Below are 16780 nucleotides of genomic sequence, written 5' to 3'. Positions count from 1 at the left end.
TGGCGGAACAACGCGAATGGGGGCTGCTTGGTTACGTCCCCTGGGAGATCGGTCCTAGGACCGGTTCCTCAGAGCATGGCCTGCAAGCGGCGGGCCATCTCCACCGTGGCGGGGTAGTCTGTCTTGCCGGAGCCCAGGACGGGAATGGCGGAGACCAGGATCGCTTTCGGAACCCAGAGCTCCGGGAAGCTCTGCCCGCGGGCATGGGCCAGCAGCGCGTCACGGTCGGCATCGGGCTTGTCGGTCACCAGGACGAGCTGCTCGCCCTTGCGGGGATCCGGCAGGGAGACGACCACATGGTTGTAATCGGGCCAAAGGGCCTGGATCATCGCCTCGATGGCCGCGAAGGACACCATCTCACCGCCGATCTTGGCGAAGCGCTTCGCGCGGCCGCGAATGGTGACGATGCCGTCGTCCAGCGTGACGATGTCGCCCGTATCGTGCCATCCGTCGGGAGGCGGAACGATCTGTCCGGGGGCGGCAGGATCGAGATACCCCCTCATCACGTTCGGGCCGCGCACGTGAAGGCGGCCGCCTTCATGGATGCCCTCGACCGGATCGAGACGGCTTTCGATTCCGGGCAGGAGCGGCCCGACGGATCCCGGGCGATTGCGGCCCGGCAGGCTGACGCTGATCACCGGCGAGCATTCGGTCGCGCCGTATCCCTCGAGGATGACGGCGCCGTGCTTGGCCCAGAGCGCGCGCGTCTCGTCCTTGACCCGTTCGGCCCCCGAGATCACGTAGCGGACGCTCGACAGGTCGTTCTCGCCCGCGGCGCGGGCATAGCCCTGGAGGAAGGTGTCGGTTCCCAGCATGAAGGTCGCGCGCGTGCCGGCGACGAGCTTGGGAATCTGCCGGTAATGGAGAGGGCTCGGATAGAGCACCGATTTCATGCCGTTGAGGATGGCCGTCAGGAGCCCCGCCGTCAGCCCGAAGGAATGGAAGATCGGGAGCGGATCGAAGAACACGTCGTCCGGGGTCAGGATGTCGCCCGCCAGCGCTTTGACCTGATAGGCATTCGCCACCAGGTTGGCGTTCGACAGCACCACGCCCTTAGGGATCCCCTCGGTGCCCGACGTGAACAGCACGACGGCCGGATCGTCCGGGGCGACCTGGGCCCGGGAGTGAACCCCGCGCGCCCGCCATGAATCCCACACGCCCCGCAGCTTGTCGAAGCTCGTCAGCGTGGAGCGCACATCCTCGAGCCAGAGGATCCGTCTCCCCTCGCCCAGCGCCGCGACGATCTCGTCGAGCTTGCCCTGTTCCACGAAGCGGCGGGACGTGACGATGGTCGTAATCCCGCCGATCTCGCAAGCGGCCCTCAGGTTCTTGAGGCCGGACGTGAAGTTCAGGAAGGCCGACACGCGCCCGAAGGCGTTCAGGCCGAACAGCGTCACCACGATGGCCTGGACGTTCGGCAGCAGCACGCCGATCGTTTCACGGGGCTCCGTCAGGCCCGCGAGCTTGCGTCCGAGAACCAGCGACCCGAGAACGAGCCGTCCGAAGGTGACGGGCTGCCGCTCCAGATCCTCTAGGGCGACCTTGTTCCGCCCGAACCGGTCGCGGGCATCGAGCAGCGCTCCGAACAGGCTCTTGCGCGTCCGCGCGATGTCGAATTCCGTCACGGGCGCTCCTTCTCTGCCTCAGCCTGCGGAACCTTCGCGGATCGGCGCCTGATAGGCGAGGCCCATGTCCCAGGGGAAATAGATCCAGGTGTCCTGGCTGACCTCGGTCACGAAGGTGTCGATCAGCGGGCGCCCGGCCGGCTTGGCGTAGACGGCCGCGAAATGGGCGTTCGGCAGCATGTCGCGGACGATCTTGGCGGTCTTGCCGGTATCGGTGAGGTCGTCGATCACGAGCACGCCCTTCCCTTTGCCGTCGCCGATTGCCTTGACGGAGGGCGCGATGTCCTTGAGCACCCTCAGCTCGCCCTGGTTCTTGTAGTCGTGATAGCTGGCGATGCAGACGCTCTCGATCAGGCGGAGATCCAGCTCGCGGGCAACGATGGCGGCCGGCACGAGGCCGCCGCGGGTGATGCAGATGATCGCCTCGAACGGACCCGCCGAGGCCAGGCGCCAGGCGAGCGCGCGGCAATCGCGGTGAAACTGGTCCCAGGAGACCGGGAAGGCTTTCGGAGAGGTGGGAGACATCGGTTCGCTCGTATGGCTGTCGTGATGAAGACGGGTTACAGGGGAGCCCGGTCGCCTTTCAGACGGCCGAGCAGATCGTGAATGGCGGCGGCGGCGGAGGCGACGGCAGCGGCTTCCTTGCCCCGCACGACGATCTGGTTGCGGAAGCCGCCCGCGGAGAACGAGGGATAGGAGCCGATGGAGAGGCCCGGATGCGCGGCGGCGATCCGGCTCAGGCCCTCGGCATAGAGCCCCTCGGCCAGGCCCTCGGCCTCGATGGTTTCGATGATCATGCGCGCCCCGGCCCGAAGCGTCGGCGCGACGATGTCGAGCATGGCCTGCATGATCGCGGGCACGCCCGCCATGACGTACACATTGCCGATCCTGAATCCAGGAGCCTTGGAAATCGGGTTCTCGATGAGATCGGCCCCCTCGGGGATGCGGGCCATGCGCATCCTCGCCTCGTTCAGCTCGCCCGGCGCATAGCGCTCCTGCAGCATGGCGACGGCGCGCGGATCGTGGCCGATGCCGACGCCGAAGGCCCTGGCCATGGAATCGGCCGTGATGTCGTCATGGGTCGGGCCGATGCCGCCCGTGGTGAAGAGATAGGTGTACCGGTCGCGCAGGGCGTTCACGGCCGAGACGATCTCCTCCTCCACGTCCGGGACGATGCGGACCTCGCGCAGGTCGATGCCGATCCCGGTCAGGTACTCGGCAATATAGCCGGTGTTCTTATCCTTGGTGCGGCCCGTGAGGATCTCATCGCCGATGATGAGGAGGGCGGCTGTGACGGAGGCGGCCATGTGCATCGATCCCTTTTGAGGGCCTTTAACTTCAGAAACGGCAATTCTCAAGCAAGGGTTCAGTTGAAGACGGCGCTTCTCCCCTGCTACGGGGATCTTCTTCAGCAACGATGGATGTCAATGCGTTTTCAGGAAACCCTGCTCGAAGGCCGCCTCATCGAGCGCTACAAGCGATTTCTGGCCGATGTGGAACTCGATACCGGTGAGGTGGTGACGGCCCATTGCGCCAATCCGGGCGCGATGATGGGTCTCAAGGAGCCCGGCAGCCGGGTGCTCCTCTCCAGGGCCTCCAACCCGGCCCGCAAGCTCAAGTACAACTGGGAGTTCGTCGAGGTCGCCGCGGGCGGCGGGCCCCGGCAGCTCATCGGCATCAACACCTCCCGCCCCAACCTGCTCGTGGCGGAGGCCCTGCGCGAGGGTCGTCTCGCCCCGTTCGCCCCTTACGACCGGGTCCGGCCGGAGGTGAAATACGGCCGCAACAGCCGGGTGGATTTTCTCCTGGAGGCGGACGGGCTGCCCCCCTGCTACCTCGAGGTCAAGAACTGCCACCTGATGCGGGAGGCGGGCTTTGCCGAGTTCCCGGATTGCGTGGCGGCCCGCAGCGCCAAGCATCTCCATGAGCTGGCCGATATGGTCGCCGCCGGAGCCCGGGCCGCCCTCGTCTACGTGATCCAGATGGATGCCGCCCGTTTCGACGTGGCCCGCGACATCGACCCGGCCTACGACAAGGCCTTTCGCCACGCCCTCGCGGCGGGTGTCGAGTCCTACGCCTATGTCTGCCGGATCACGCCGGAGGAGGTCGTCATCGACCGGCCGGTGGAGATCGTCACGCCGCGGTAGCGCCGGCGCTCATCCCGGGAAGCCGGTTCCCGCTTCTGCGTCCGATGCTCGAAGAGGCCCGGATGACGCCAGGAAGAGGGGGAGACCTTACGCCCGCTCGAAAACGAGGTTCATGCGGGTCTGAAGGACCTTCCGATAGCCCTTCTCCTTCAGCAGCTGCGGCACATCCACCTGCCAGCGGTCCGGAACGTCGGGAATGATGAGGAGCGCGGGATGGAGCGAGGCCGGAGCGTCGCGGAAGAACGGATCGAGGATCAGGTCCTCGGCTCCCTCCACGTCGAGCTTGACCGCGTCGAGATGGGCGAAACCCTCCTGCCTCACGAGATCGAGCAGGGTCACGGCGGGGACCCGAATCGTGTCCGTCTGGCTCGAATTCACGATCTTGAGGCTCGCCTCGCCCTTGTTGAGGGGGTCGAGGAAGAGCGTCAGCTCGCCGGTCTTGTCGGCGATGGCGCAGGCGACCGCCTTGACCGTTCCGAAGGGGTTCAGGCGGATATTATGGATGAGCCGGTCGAAGATCTCGGGCTGCGGCTCGACGGCCAGGATCCGGGACGACGCGTCCACCTTCCGGGCCACGAGGAGCGAATACCAGCCTACGTTCGAGCCGACATCCACGAAGGTGAAGCCCTGCCTGTCGCGGGCGGCGATGTGCTTGATTTCATCGAGGTCGAAAAGCTGCGGGGTGAAGAGGATTCGCCGCTCGCAGACGTTCTTGTAGGGAACGAGCCGCATGCGCACCCCGAAGGTCTCCAGATCGAGGGGCCGATCCTTGAGCGACCGCATGACCACCCGGCGCAGCATCATGGCGATGCGCCGCCCCACCCAGCCGCCCGGCAGACCGCGCGTGCGATCGATCACCCAACGAGTGAGGCCTAAAGGCGCAAATGTCCCGAAGGGACGGGGGTCATTCATTACGGAAGTATCCAAAGCCCAAACCGGATGAACAGGGTTGCTCATGACACCCCTGAGGCTTATTCGCAAGCCATCGAAGCAGGATCCTTGCTTGCGCCGGGCGAGATGATCCTTACATTCGGGCTTGAAAGCAAGGATCCAGAATGACCGAGACCGAGATTGTCGAGCGCAGGCGCTCAGGCGATATTCCGCTCCATGGCCCCGAGGATTTCGAGGGAATGCGGCGCGCCGGACGCATGGTGGCCGAATGCCTGGACATGCTCGGCGAGCACGTGCAGCCCGGCGTGACGACCGAATATCTCGATCGGCTCGCCTTCGACTTCATCCGCGACAACGGCGCCTACCCGGCCTGCCTGCACTATCGCGGCTATACCAAGACGATCTGCACCTCGATCAACCACGTGGTCTGCCACGGCATCCCCAACGACAAGCCGCTGCGGGATGGCGACATCATGAATATCGACGTCACCCTGATCCTGGACGGGTGGCACGGCGATTCGAGCCGCATGTACTACGTGGGCGAGGTGCCCCGCCGGGCGCAGCGCCTCTGCGAGATCACCTACGAGTGTCTGCTGCGCGGGATCGCGGTCGTGAAGCCCGGCGCCACCACCAACGACATCGGGGCCGCCATCCAGGCCTATGCGGAAGACGAACGCTGCTCCGTGGTGCGCGATTTCTGCGGCCACGGAATCGGCAAGACCTTCCACGCCTCCCCGACGATCCTTCATTATGTGGAGCCGGCCTACAACGTGGTGCTGGAGCCTGGCATGTTCTTCACCATCGAGCCCATGATCAATCTGGGCCGTCCGCAGGTGAAGGTGCTCTCCGACGGCTGGACCGCCGTGACCCGCGACCGCTCCCTCTCGGCCCAGTTCGAGCACATGGTCGGCGTGACGGAAACCGGCGTTGAGGTCTTCACCTACTCGCCCAAGGGGCTGGACAAGCCGCCGTACAATTTCGCCTGAGCGCGGGGCGGAAAAAGCTACTTTGTATCTTTTCCGCCGCTGAGCTAAAGCTTCTTCGTTCCTTTGTCCGAGAGCGAAGATTCATGTCAGCATGAGCGGCGACGACACTCCCCATTATCACGGCCATCGCGACCGCCTGCGCGCCCGTTTCATGGAAATGGGCAGCGATTCCCTGCCGGATTACGAGCTCCTGGAGCTCGTGCTCTTCCGCTCCATTCCCCGCCGGGACGTGAAGCCGCTGGCGAAGGACCTCATCCGGCGCTTCGGCACCTTCGCCGAGGTTCTGGCGGCCGCTCCTGCGCGGCTTCTGGAGGTCGAGGGCATCAGCGAGAAGGTCGTCGCCGACCTGAAGATCGTCGAGGCCTCGGCCCGGCGCCTCGCCCGGGGCGAGGTGGCGAAGCGGCCGGTCCTGTCCTCCTGGGCATCGGTGCTCGATTACTGCCGCACCGCCATGGCCTTCATGGACAAGGAGCAGTTCCGCCTGCTCTTCCTCGACAAGCGCAATGCGCTGATCGCCGACGAGGTGCAGCAATCCGGAACCGTGGATCATACGCCCGTATACCCCCGCGAGGTGGTGAAACGGGCCCTCGAACTCTCCGCGTCCGCCCTGATTCTGGTGCACAATCACCCCTCGGGAGATCCCACACCCTCCGCCGCCGACGTCAAGATGACCCGGGAGATCATCGAGGTGGCGAGGCCTCTGGGCATCACGGTTCACGATCACATCATCGTCAGCCGCGAAGGGCACGCCAGCCTGAAGGGGCTGCGCCTGATCTGAGGCCCGGAATGCCGGAAGGCGGTTTTCAGAGAAACGTGTCGAGCCCCGTGAAGATGGCGTAGACGAAGCCGAGGCTCAGCACCATGCCGACGGAGCCGACGATCAGCCCGCCGATGATGACCAGGCCGTCCCGCTCCACGAGGCCCAGGCCGACGAGGCAGACGGCGAGGCCCAGCGGGATCTGGCCCACGAAGGGGGGAGCGAACAGGAGCCCCAGGGCCAGCACCAGGATGATCACCCCCATGACGCGCATGGCGAGCGGGGTGTCGAGGAAGGTCATGCGCGGGCGCGAGAAGCGCTCCAGCCTTCGGAAGGCCGGCATGGCCCGGCCTACGGCCCGCTCCACGTCCGCGCGGGCCAGGGAGCGGTTCATCAGCGTCCCCGGGAGCCAGGGAGCATCGCGGCCGAACACGATCTGGATGGCGACCAGGGCCAGGAGCAAGCCGCAGACCAGCGGGATCGGCGGCGGCATCGGCAGGCAGTTCGGCAGGCCGAGCAGGACGATGAGCAGGGCGAACGCCCGGTCCTGCAGGACGGCCATGATGTCCCGTACGGTCAGGCGATCACCCGGCTGGGATGCAAGGGCAAGCAGGATTTGCGATGTTCGAGCGTTGGAAAACAAGGAGCCCTGGCCAGTTCGAGGCGACGAGCCTCTCTATCGCATCGGGCCCGAAAGTGAAATGCACTTTTGGGCACCGTCCTATGCGCGTTCTCGAGGAAGCTAGTGAATGTTGATCTCCCCCGAGACGGCCCTGAACTCGGCCGGGCGGATCAGCCGCGCATGGGTGATCGTCACCGAGTGAAGGGGCCCGGCCAGTTCCCGCTTCCAGAAATCCAGGAAGTCGATGAGAACCGGGAAGCCGGGAGCCAGATCGTAGTCCTGCCAGATATAGGTCTGGAGCAGCGCGGGATGGTCCGGAATCCGATAGAGGATCTGGGCCGTCGTCAGCCCGTAGCCTTCCATTTGTCGGATGAAGTCCTTGGATGCCATGCGAACTCCTTTTCTCCTTGAGGAGGCAGGCATCCGCCCGATCGGAGGGCCATGTCCCGCCCTATGCTCAAGGCTCGATCTTGATCGCAAACTCCGGTTCCCGCAAGGCGACGGAGCACGCCCGGAGAAGGTCAGGCGGGCGTGATCTGCTTGTGGAAATAGGTCGTGTCGCACAGGCCCCCCTGCGGCCACAGGGCATAGTTCGGGATGACGCCGACGCGCTGCCAGCCGAGACGGGTGTAAAGGCGCTCTCCGTCGCTTCCTGTCACGGTATCCAGCACGAGCACCGACTTGCCCGCCTTCCGGGCCGCGTCCTCGGCGGCCCGCATGAGAGCCGCGCCGATGCCCCGCTTCCGGGCCCTGCGATGCACCAGCATCTTGGCGATGTCCGCCCGATGAGGCTGGTTTTCCGGCTGATCGAGGATCACCTGCACGGTTCCCACGATGTCTCCGCCGTTCTCCGCCACGAGCAGGATGCGCGCGCCCGCGGCGACGCCTTCGGCCACCCGGCTCCAGAACGCCCCGGCCTTGTCCCGCGTCATCGGCAGCATGAAGCTGACGGACGCGCCTCCTTCCACGCAATCGATCAGAACATCGGACAGCGCCCCGAGCTGCAGGTCCGCCTCGCGCGGCGACAGGGTGCGGATCGTGACGGTTTCGTTCATGGGAACTTCCTCACCGGATCGGGGGCCTGGCCCCGGCGGTCAATGCCACAAGATAACGGGACGGTTTCCCGGACGGATTGCGGAAGATGGTCGGCTGCTCGATGTCCATGCACAGGCAGTCACCGGCGAAAAGCCGATAGGTTTCGCCGCCGAGCCCGACCTCGATCTCGCCCTCGACGATCCAGATCTGCTGGCTGACGCCGACCATGCGGCGGCCGGTGTCGTAGGCCACGCGCGCTCCGGCGGGAAGGATCACCTCGGCGAGTTCCAGGGGAGACGGGAAGCCCGGAGGCGACAGGTTGCGCCGCAGATATCCGCTGTCCGGATCGCGCCAGACGCGCTGGTCGGCCCGGCGCGCCAGCGGCGAGGCGGCGGCGCTCGCCTTCTCGGCGAACAGGGACGCGAGAGTGACGCCCAGGCCCGCGGCAAGCTTGTCGAGAACCGCCGCCGTCGGGCTGCTTTCCTCGCGCTCGATGAGCGAGATCATGGAGCGGCTGACGCCCGTGCGCTCGGCCAGAGCATCGAGCGTCAGGCCTTGCTCGGTTCTCAGTCCACGGAGCCGTTCGGCGAGATGCGCGTTGATGCCGGGGGCTTCTTCCATGAAGGTAGAATGCATTTCCACTATCCTGGAGTCAACGCTTTCCGGCCGGAACCCGCTTGACGATCGCGACTTGCATGAACACACGAACCTGCCTTCACGAGGCCCAATCGGAGAGGAGATGACCCGGAATGCGCTTCGCCTTTGCGGGAATCGATTTTCTCGGGGACGTTTTCGAAACCCTGATCGGCAAGGGCTGGAAGCCCCTGAAACTGTTCAGCCGGCCCTGCGACGGCATCTACGATTTCAACGAGACCACCGTCTCCCGCGCCCGAGCCCTGCGCATCCCGGTGCAGATGTCGCGCATTGCTCCCTCTGATCTTTCGGGGCTGAAGGGGATGGGCTGCGATGCCCTGATCGTGGCGGGCTATCCGTGGCTCGTGAAGGGTTGGGAACAGCACGTTCCCTATGGGCTCAACTTCCATCCCTCGCCGCTTCCCGAGGGGCGGGGTCCCTACCCTCTCTTCAAGGCGATTCTCGACGGGCTTCCCGAGTGGGGCGTCACGGCCCATGTCCTCGCGCCTGCCTTCGACACCGGTCCCATCCTCACTCAGAAGCGCTTTGCCCTGAGCCCGCGGGAGACCCACGACACGCTCCTGGCCAAATGCCAGATCGCCGCGAAGGAGATCGCCGCGCAGGTGGCCGAGGAGCTCCCCGGGCTGTGGCGGGAGGCGCGCCCCCAGGGCCCGGGGACCTATTGGCCGAGGATCACCCAACCTGAACGGACGATCGACTGGACGGGGAGCGTCGAGGACGTGCTGCGCACCATCCGGGCCTTCGGGTCCATCGAGGCCTTCGGGCAGGTCGATTCCCGCTACGTCTATGTCTGGGAAGCCTCGGGCTGGCGCGAGGAGCACCCCTACAGGCCGGGAACCCTCGTCCACAGGCACCGCAGGCACATGGTGGTGGCGGCGAGCGACGGCCTCGTGCAGATCACCGGCTGGAGCCCCTTTGCGCCGGGACCGGCGCGCGGATCGTGAGGAACGGGCTCACAGCCCGTGATAGAGCCGCCCCTGATACACGAGCGCCGGCTTCGTCTCGCCGAGCCGGATGCTCACGATCTCGCCGATGATGACGTGATGCGTGGCGACCACCCGGGCGTCGCTCAGGCGGCAATCGAAGGCGACGAGGCTGGTGGCAAGGGCGGGCGCGCCGGTGACGAGCTTGCCCCACTCGCCCTTCGAGAATCGGGCCGGGCCGTGCAGCTCGGTGCGTCCGGCGAAGACATCCGCCAGATCCCGATCCGACGCGGACAGGACATTCACGCAGAAGGCCCGGTTGGTCAGAAGCGCCTGCGCCGAGCGGGCCGCCGTGTTCACGCAGACCAGAAGCGAAGCGGGGCTGTCGGTGACCGGCGTGACGGCGGTCGCGGTGAACCCGGCCGGGCCCGAGGGCCCGTCGGTGGTGACCACGTGAACGGCTGCGGCAACGCGGCTCATGCCCTCGCGGAAGAGGACGGGATCGACGCCATGTGCACCGGTTTCGGCGAGGGGGGGAGCAGGAGTCTTCAACATTTTCTTCCAGGAAGCCTCTCCCACTCTTTCGAGCGGAGCACAAGGCCGTACCGAACCATATGGGGCTTAAGGAAAGGCTTTGAAACCCACCCTTTGTGCCCTGCCTCCTGTTAGGTCAACCGCTGCCGCATATTCCATCAAAGTTGTAGATCCGATCCATAACTCCGCGTTGTCGAACGAAAAAGCGTTTGCTAGAGACGGGCTTAAGCAAACGTCCGGCTTGGCCTCGCACCCGCATCGTGCTTTGCTGAGACGTGTTCCCAAGCAAAGACCCGCTTCCAGAGGGCTAAGGGTAGGACATGGAAATCTTTGTGCAGCAGCTCATCAATGGGCTGACGCTGGGGTCGATCTACGGCCTCATCGCCATCGGCTATACGATGGTCTTCGGTATCATCGGCATGGTGAACTTCGCCCACGGCGACGTCTTCATGCTCTCCGCATTCATCGCGCTCATCTTCTTCCTGATCCTGACGACATGGCTCGGGATCTCGTCCATCGCGCTGGCGCTCTTTCTCGTGCTCATCATCGCGATGGTGCTCACCTCCCTTTGGGGCTGGGCCATCGAGCGGGTCGCCTATAGGCCCCTGCGCGGCTCCTTCCGCCTGGCGCCGCTGATCTCGGCCATCGGCGTCTCGATCTTCCTGTCCAACTTCGTTCAGGTCGCCCAGGGCGCGCGCAACAAGCCGACCCCGCCCATGATCCGCGACGTGATCGTCCTGTTCCAGGGGGAGAGCGGATACAACGTGGCCATCTCCTACAAGCAGATCATCATCATGGTGGCGACCGCCGTCCTGCTCTCGATCTTCTGGTACGTGGTCCAGAAGACATCGCTGGGCCGCGCCCAGCGGGCCTGCGAGCAGGACCGCAAGATGGCCGCCCTCCTCGGCATCAACGTCGACCGGACGATCTCGCTCACCTTCGTGATCGGTGCGTCGCTGGCGGCGGTCGCTGGCACCATGTATCTTCTGTATTATGGCGTCGTGAGTTTCGCCGACGGCTTCGTGCCGGGCGTCAAGGCCTTTACCGCAGCCGTTCTGGGCGGCATCGGCTCGCTGCCGGGCGCCGTTCTCGGCGGGCTGATCATCGGTCTCATCGAGACCTTCTGGTCGGCTTACTTTTCGATCGAGTACAAGGATGTGGCCGCCTTCTCGATCCTGGCCATCGTCTTGATCTTCATGCCCTCCGGCATTCTCGGGCGGCCTGAGGTCGAGAAGGTTTAAGGAGCCGCGAGCATGAACGCTCCTTCCATCACCACCTCGTCCCAGACGCAGGCCGTCACGAGAACCTTCGACCTGAAGGCGGCCCTCAAGGACGCCTTCAAGACGGCCCTGATCACCCTCGGCCTGTCCATTCCGATCCTGTCCTTCAAGACGGAGCAGAGCGGTGCCGACCTGTTCCTGGTCTCCCGCTGGGGACTTGTCGCGATCATCTGCGCCATCGTGTTCGGCATGCGCCTTCTGGTCCACGCCTTCACGGCGACGCGGGCCTACCGGCAGGCCACGCCCAGCGCCCATCAGGCGACGGAACCGGTCCATGCGGAGCCGAGCGCGTTCCAGCACGTCTCGAGATTCGCCATTCCGTTCTTCCTCGGCGTGGCGATCGCCTTCCCGGTCCTGATCTATCTCATTCAGGGCGGGCTGAACGAATCCCGCTACTGGATCGACCTCGGCATCCTGATCCTCACCTATGTGATGCTCGGCTGGGGCCTCAACATCGTGGTCGGCCTCGCGGGCCTGCTCGACCTAGGCTATGTCGCCTTCTACGCGGTCGGCGCCTATTCCTACGCCCTCCTGTCGACGACCTTCGGGCTGTCGTTCTGGATCTGCCTGCCGCTCGCCGGCATCCTGGCCGCCTTCTGGGGCATGATCCTGGGCTTTCCCGTTCTGCGCCTGCGCGGCGACTATCTCGCCATCGTGACGCTCGCCTTCGGTGAGATCATCCGCATGATTCTCATCAACTGGGTCGATCTCACCAACGGCGCCGCGGGCATTTCCTCGATCCCGCGCGCGAGCTTCTTCGGCATCCCTTTCACCGCGGGCGAAGGCGGCTTCGCGGCGACCTTCGGGCTCGAATTCAACGGCATGCACAGGATCATTTTCTCCTATTACCTGATCCTGGCGCTCGCGCTTTTGACCAACTTCGTCACCATGCGCCTGCGCAAGCTGCCCGTGGGACGCGCCTGGGAAGCCTTGCGCGAAGACGAGATCGCCTGCCGCTCGCTCGGCATCAACACCACCAACACCAAGCTGACGGCGTTCGCCATCGGGGCCATGTTCGGCGGCTTCGCGGGATCGTTCTTCGCGGTCCGTCAGGGCTTCGTCTCGCCGGAAAGCTTCAACTTCCTGGAATCGGCGATCATTCTGGCCATCGTGGTCATGGGCGGCATGGGCTCCCAGATCGGCGTCGCCATCGCGGCCATCGTGCTCGTCGGCGGGCCCGAGGTCCTGCGCAACCTGACCTTCCTGAAGGCCGTGTTCGGCGAGGGCTTCGATCCGAACGAGTACCGCCTGCTGATCTTCGGCGCCGGCATGGTGGCCATGATGGTCTGGCGTCCGCGCGGACTGATTTCGGAACGTGAACCCTCGGTGATCTTGAAAGAGCGCAAGGCCATTTCCGGCTCGCTCGTGAAGGAAGGACACGGCTAATGCGCTGGCTCCAGGATCCCATCCTCGACGTGCAGCATCTCACGATGCGCTTCGGCGGCCTCGTCGCCATCAACGACCTTTCGTTCCAGGCCGGGCGCGGCGACATCACCGCGCTCATCGGCCCCAACGGCGCCGGCAAGACGACCGTCTTCAACTGCATCACCGGCTTCTACAAGCCGACCGAAGGCATGCTCGCGCTGCGCAAGCCCGACGGCTCCCACCTGCTGCTGGAGAGGCTTCCCGGCTTCGACATCAACTGGAAGGCCAAGGTGGCCCGCACCTTCCAGAACATCCGCCTGTTCTCCGGCATGACCGTGCTCGAGAACCTGCTGGTGGCGCAGCACAACCCCCTGATGATCGCCTCGGGCTTCACCTTCCTGGGCGTTCTCGGGATCGGCGGCTACCGCAAGGCCGAACGGGAGGCGATCGAGAAGGCGAAGTTCTGGCTGGAGAAGACCCGGCTCATGCACCGGGCCGACGATCCGGCCGGCGACCTGCCCTACGGCGACCAGCGCCGCCTGGAGATCGCCCGCGCCATGTGCACGGACCCGCTCCTGCTCTGCCTCGACGAGCCGGCGGCGGGCCTCAACCCGCGCGAGTCGCTGGAACTGAACGAGCTCCTGCTCTCGATCCGGAAGGATCACGGCACCTCGATCCTCCTGATCGAGCACGACATGTCCGTCGTCATGGAGATCTCGGATCACGTGGTGGTGCTCGATTACGGCACCAAGATCTCGGACGGCCTGCCGGCCGAGGTGCGCAGCGATCCCAAGGTCATCGCCGCCTATCTGGGCGTGGCCGACGAGGAAGAGGTGCAGCAAGTCGTAGCGGAGATCGGCGCATGACCGCTGGAGCCAGCATTCAACAGACCGCGCTCGCCGCGGGCCGTCAGCCGCTCCTGAGCGTGCGCGGCATCAAGACCTATTACGGCAACATCATCGCCCTCAAGGGCGTCGACATGGACGTCCATGAAGGCGAGATCGTCACGCTGATCGGCGCCAACGGGGCCGGCAAGTCGACCCTGATGATGACGATTTTCGGCAACCCGCGGGCGCGGGAAGGCACGATCACCTATGCGGGCCGCGACATCACCCGGATGCCGACCCACGAGATCGCCCAGCTCTCCATCGCCCAATCCCCGGAAGGGCGGCGCATCTTCCCGCGCATGACGGTGTTCGAGAACCTGCAGATGGGGGCCTCGATCAACGGCTTCGCCCATTTCGATCAGGACCTGGAGCGGGTCTGCACCCTGTTCCCGCGCCTGAAGGAGCGCCTGCAGCAGCGCGGCGGCACGCTGTCCGGCGGCGAGCAGCAGATGCTGGCCATCGCCCGCGCGCTCATGAGCCGTCCCAAGCTGCTTCTGCTGGACGAGCCGTCCCTGGGCCTCGCCCCCCTGATCGTGAAGCAGATCTTCTCGATCATCAAGGAACTCAACGAGAAGGACGGGATGACCGTCTTCCTCGTGGAGCAGAACGCCTACCACGCCCTCAGGCTCGCCCACCGCGGCTACGTGATGGTGACGGGCAACATCACCATGAGCGGCACCGGCAAGGAGCTTTTGGAGGATCCGCAGGTCCGGGCGGCCTATCTCGAAGGAGGGCATCACTGATGCAGGGCATTCTCTACGAAGAGCCGTCGATCTGGCTCTTTCTCCTCATCACCGTGCTCATGGGCGGCTGGGCGGCCTGGATGACCGGGCGGGCCATCGCCGTCACCTGGCGCCCGTTCTGGAACCTGATCCTGTACCTGTTCATCCTCGGGGCGGCGGTGCGCTTCATCCACTTCGCCCTGTTCGGCGGGACGCTGCTGTCGATCCACTATTACGCGGTGGACACGATCGTGATGCTGATCATCGGCGCGCTCGGTTTCCAGTACCGCCGCGCCCGCATGATGAGCACCCAATACCGCTGGCTCTACGAGCGGACCGGCCCCTTTTCCTGGCGGGAAAAGGCTTCTGCGACAAAGAGCTAAGCGCAAAAGATTCCCAGGTGACAACGGTGCGAAAAACGGCATGATGTTACCTTGGATGACGGGTTTCCCGTCAAACCGGCCCCACGAGGAAGAGGGGCCTAATAAAACCACCCAGAGGAGTGACCTCATGAAAAAACTGCTGTTGACCGGCGTGGCGCTTGGTCTTGGCCTCGCCTTCTCCAGCGCGGCCAGCGCGCAGATCAAGATCGGCGTCGCAGGCCCCATCACCGGTCCGAATGCGACTTTCGGCGCCCAGCTGAAGAACGGCGTCGAGCAGGCGGTGGCGGACATCAACGCCGCCGGCGGCATCAATGGCCAGAAGCTGGAACTCGTCGTCGGCGACGACGTGTCCGATCCGAAGCAGGGCGTGTCGGTGGCGAACAAGTTCGCGGCCGAAGGCGTGAAGTTCGTCGTCGGCCACTTCAACTCCGGCGTCTCGATCCCCGCCTCCTCGGTCTATGAGGAAGCCGGCATCGTCCAGGTTTCGCCCGCTTCGACCAACCCGACCTATACCGAACGCGGCCTGTGGAACACCTTCCGCACCTGCGGACGCGACGACCAGCAGGGCGGCGTCGCCGGCGCCTACCTCGCCGACCACTTCAAGGGCAAGAAGGTCGCGGTCATCCACGACAAGACCCCCTACGGCAAGGGCCTCGCCGACGAGACGATGAAGGCCATGAACGCCAAGGGCCTGAAGGAAGTCGTCTATGAAGGCATCAACCCGGGCGAGAAGGACTACTCGGCTCTCGTCTCGAAGCTGAAGCAGGCCGGCGTCGACGTCGTCTATTACGGCGGCCTCCATACGGAAGCCGGCCTCATCATCCGCCAGATGCGCGATCAGGGCCTGAACGCCCCGCTCATGTCGGGTGACGGCATCGTGTCGGCGGAGTTCACCTCGATCGCCGGTCCGGGCGCCGAAGGCACCCTGATGACCTTCGCTCCCGATCCGCGCAAGAACCCGAACGCCAAGGACGTGGTCGCGAAGTTCCGCGCCAAGAACTACGAGCCCGAGGCCTACACCCTGTACTCCTACGCTGCGGCCCAGGTTCTGGCCGAGGCCGCCAAGCAGGCCGGCAGCATCGACGGCAAGAAGGTCGCCGACGCCCTCAAGGCCGGCAAGCCCTTCAAGACCGTGATCGGCGATCTCACCTTCGACAAGAAGGGCGACATCACCCGTCCGGACTACGTCATGTACGTCTGGAAGAAGGGCGCCGACGGCAAGATCGACTACACCGGCAACGAAGTCGGCATGTAATCAATCGATCAATCAATCGACCGGCGCGAAGCCGACCGAACGGGCCCGCCCTGGCGACAGGGCGGGTTTTTTCTGGCGATCACTCCAGCATCGGACGTGAAGTCGAACCCACATCGGATGGTGTCGGCGATCTCGTCGAGGCCCTCACCGGGCCGTGCTCACGCCTGAATTCAGGCGCGCTCGATCCGGGCCGCGAAGCAGCCGCGCCGGGCGAAATGGGCATCCACATGGGCCACCTGCGGATCGGCCAGAAACCGCTCGATCACTCCGACGACCGCATCGCCCTCCGCCACCTCCGCATCGACGATCAGGGCCGCCCCGTCGTAGGCGCGAAGGGACAGGAGCCTGTCCTTCAGGATCGGGGCCAGCTCACCCCGGTAATGCCCGGTCGCGGGCGAGCGACTGACGAAGATCGGCCCGCTGGCCCGGTAGGGCGACGACGGATCGGGCTGGTGGACATGGTTGACGAGGAGGAGTTCCTCCCCCACGGCGGCCCGGGTCAATGAGATGCGGCACGGATAGGCGTCGGCCTCGTCCGCATGGACGCGCTGCGCGCCCATGGCCTGAAGCTCATCGTCGCCGAGCCGGAAGAGCGGCGCGAAGGTCGCGGCCTCGAGGCCGCGCATCTGGAAGGTCATGGATGATCTCCTTGGTCTGGATCATTCCATGTGCGCTCTTCATCGCAAGGAGCGCGACCCGTTTCCTGTGACGGCC

General features: G+C 65.2%; 19 protein-coding genes and 1 pseudogene. 10 read left to right on the top strand and 10 right to left on the bottom strand.

The window, feature by feature from the left end; translation table 11 throughout:
• Positions 1-68: 68 nt before the first annotated feature.
• The 3 genes from RE429_RS08310 to RE429_RS08300 are packed head-to-tail and all read right to left on the bottom strand — an operon-like array spanning position 69 to position 2932.
• Positions 69-1625 (bottom strand): AMP-binding protein, encoded by a 1557-nt coding sequence (locus RE429_RS08310; protein WP_414473840.1) that lies wholly within the window; start codon positions 1623-1625, stop codon positions 69-71.
• 18 nt (positions 1626-1643) lie between these two features.
• The gene (gene gpt, locus RE429_RS08305; RefSeq protein ID WP_414473839.1) at positions 1644-2150 is read right to left on the bottom strand and encodes a xanthine phosphoribosyltransferase; all 507 of its coding nucleotides are present in this window, start codon (positions 2148-2150) and stop codon (positions 1644-1646) included.
• A gap of 35 nt (positions 2151-2185) precedes the next feature.
• The gene (locus RE429_RS08300; RefSeq protein ID WP_414473838.1) at positions 2186-2932 is read right to left on the bottom strand and encodes a competence/damage-inducible protein A; all 747 of its coding nucleotides are present in this window, start codon (positions 2930-2932) and stop codon (positions 2186-2188) included.
• Between the two features lie 120 nt (positions 2933-3052).
• Here RE429_RS08300 and sfsA point away from each other — a divergent pair, with 120 nt between their 5' ends.
• Complete coding sequence (gene sfsA, locus RE429_RS08295) at positions 3053-3772, top strand: DNA/RNA nuclease SfsA (protein ID WP_414474152.1); 720 nt, start codon at positions 3053-3055, stop codon at positions 3770-3772.
• An 87-nt stretch (positions 3773-3859) separates the two neighbouring features.
• Here the strand turns inward: sfsA and RE429_RS08290 are convergent, their stop codons facing one another.
• On the bottom strand, positions 3860-4684 hold the full coding sequence (locus RE429_RS08290; protein WP_414473837.1) for an FkbM family methyltransferase: 825 nt from the start codon (positions 4682-4684) through the stop codon (positions 3860-3862).
• Positions 4685-4827: 143 nt separating this feature from the next.
• Between RE429_RS08290 and map the strand changes: the two genes are divergently transcribed.
• Both map and radC read left to right on the top strand, forming a co-directional pair.
• Complete coding sequence (gene map / locus RE429_RS08285; protein ID WP_414473836.1) at positions 4828-5649, top strand: type I methionyl aminopeptidase; 822 nt, start codon at positions 4828-4830, stop codon at positions 5647-5649.
• A gap of 91 nt (positions 5650-5740) precedes the next feature.
• A complete protein-coding gene (radC, locus tag RE429_RS08280) occupies positions 5741-6427 on the top strand; it encodes a RadC family protein (protein WP_414473835.1) in 687 nt (228 codons plus the stop codon).
• A gap of 25 nt (positions 6428-6452) precedes the next feature.
• Here radC and RE429_RS08275 read toward each other — a convergent pair whose 3' ends face one another.
• The 4 genes from RE429_RS08275 to RE429_RS08260 form a co-directional block, all read right to left on the bottom strand.
• Positions 6453-6968 (bottom strand): exopolysaccharide biosynthesis protein, encoded by a 516-nt coding sequence (locus tag RE429_RS08275; RefSeq protein ID WP_414473834.1) that lies wholly within the window; start codon positions 6966-6968, stop codon positions 6453-6455.
• A 180-nt stretch (positions 6969-7148) separates the two neighbouring features.
• On the bottom strand, positions 7149-7418 hold the full coding sequence (locus RE429_RS08270; protein ID WP_414473833.1) for an usg protein: 270 nt from the start codon (positions 7416-7418) through the stop codon (positions 7149-7151).
• A gap of 131 nt (positions 7419-7549) precedes the next feature.
• Complete coding sequence (locus RE429_RS08265) at positions 7550-8083, bottom strand: N-acetyltransferase family protein (protein WP_414473832.1); 534 nt, start codon at positions 8081-8083, stop codon at positions 7550-7552.
• 10 nt (positions 8084-8093) lie between these two features.
• Positions 8094-8699, bottom strand: a complete 606-nt coding sequence (locus tag RE429_RS08260) for a helix-turn-helix domain-containing protein (protein ID WP_414473831.1) — start codon at positions 8697-8699, stop codon at positions 8094-8096.
• Between the two features lie 113 nt (positions 8700-8812).
• Between RE429_RS08260 and RE429_RS08255 the strand changes: the two genes are divergently transcribed.
• Complete coding sequence (locus tag RE429_RS08255) at positions 8813-9661, top strand: methionyl-tRNA formyltransferase (RefSeq protein ID WP_414473830.1); 849 nt, start codon at positions 8813-8815, stop codon at positions 9659-9661.
• 9 nt (positions 9662-9670) lie between these two features.
• On the opposite strand, the gene RE429_RS08250 is transcribed toward RE429_RS08255, so the two are convergent.
• Positions 9671-10195 (bottom strand): flavin reductase family protein, encoded by a 525-nt coding sequence (locus RE429_RS08250; RefSeq protein ID WP_414473829.1) that lies wholly within the window; start codon positions 10193-10195, stop codon positions 9671-9673.
• Between the two features lie 299 nt (positions 10196-10494).
• Here RE429_RS08250 and RE429_RS08245 point away from each other — a divergent pair, with 299 nt between their 5' ends.
• The 6 genes and pseudogenes from RE429_RS08245 (at position 10495) to RE429_RS08220 (ending at position 16066) form a co-directional block, all read left to right on the top strand.
• Complete coding sequence (locus RE429_RS08245) at positions 10495-11415, top strand: branched-chain amino acid ABC transporter permease (RefSeq protein ID WP_414473828.1); 921 nt, start codon at positions 10495-10497, stop codon at positions 11413-11415.
• A 12-nt stretch (positions 11416-11427) separates the two neighbouring features.
• Entirely contained in the window at positions 11428-12840 is a 1413-nt protein-coding gene (gene livM / locus RE429_RS08240; RefSeq protein ID WP_414473827.1) for a high-affinity branched-chain amino acid ABC transporter permease LivM, read from the top strand.
• Positions 12840-13649: pseudogene (locus RE429_RS08235) on the top strand (ABC transporter ATP-binding protein); the annotation flags it as partial. The gene livM and the pseudogene RE429_RS08235, both read left to right, overlap by 1 nt.
• A 32-nt stretch (positions 13650-13681) precedes the next feature.
• Entirely contained in the window at positions 13682-14449 is a 768-nt protein-coding gene (locus RE429_RS08230; protein ID WP_414473826.1) for an ABC transporter ATP-binding protein, read from the top strand.
• Positions 14449-14811, top strand: coding sequence for a DUF6867 family protein (locus RE429_RS08225; protein WP_414473825.1), 363 nt, complete (start codon positions 14449-14451; stop codon positions 14809-14811). The genes RE429_RS08230 and RE429_RS08225 overlap by 1 nt, the downstream gene beginning before the upstream one ends.
• A gap of 127 nt (positions 14812-14938) precedes the next feature.
• Positions 14939-16066, top strand: a complete 1128-nt coding sequence (locus tag RE429_RS08220) for an ABC transporter substrate-binding protein (RefSeq protein WP_414473824.1) — start codon at positions 14939-14941, stop codon at positions 16064-16066.
• Positions 16067-16236: 170 nt separating this feature from the next.
• Here the strand turns inward: RE429_RS08220 and RE429_RS08215 are convergent, their stop codons facing one another.
• Positions 16237-16704 carry a DUF1203 domain-containing protein gene (locus RE429_RS08215; RefSeq protein WP_414473823.1) on the bottom strand — a complete coding sequence of 156 codons (468 nt, stop codon included), beginning with the start codon at positions 16702-16704 and terminating at the stop codon, positions 16237-16239.
• Positions 16705-16780: the final 76 nt, after the last annotated feature.

This window comes from Microvirga sp. M2, assembly GCF_047497095.1.
GTDB lineage: Bacteria > Pseudomonadota > Alphaproteobacteria > Rhizobiales > Beijerinckiaceae > Microvirga.
This window is presented reverse-complemented; position numbering and strand designations above follow the sequence as displayed.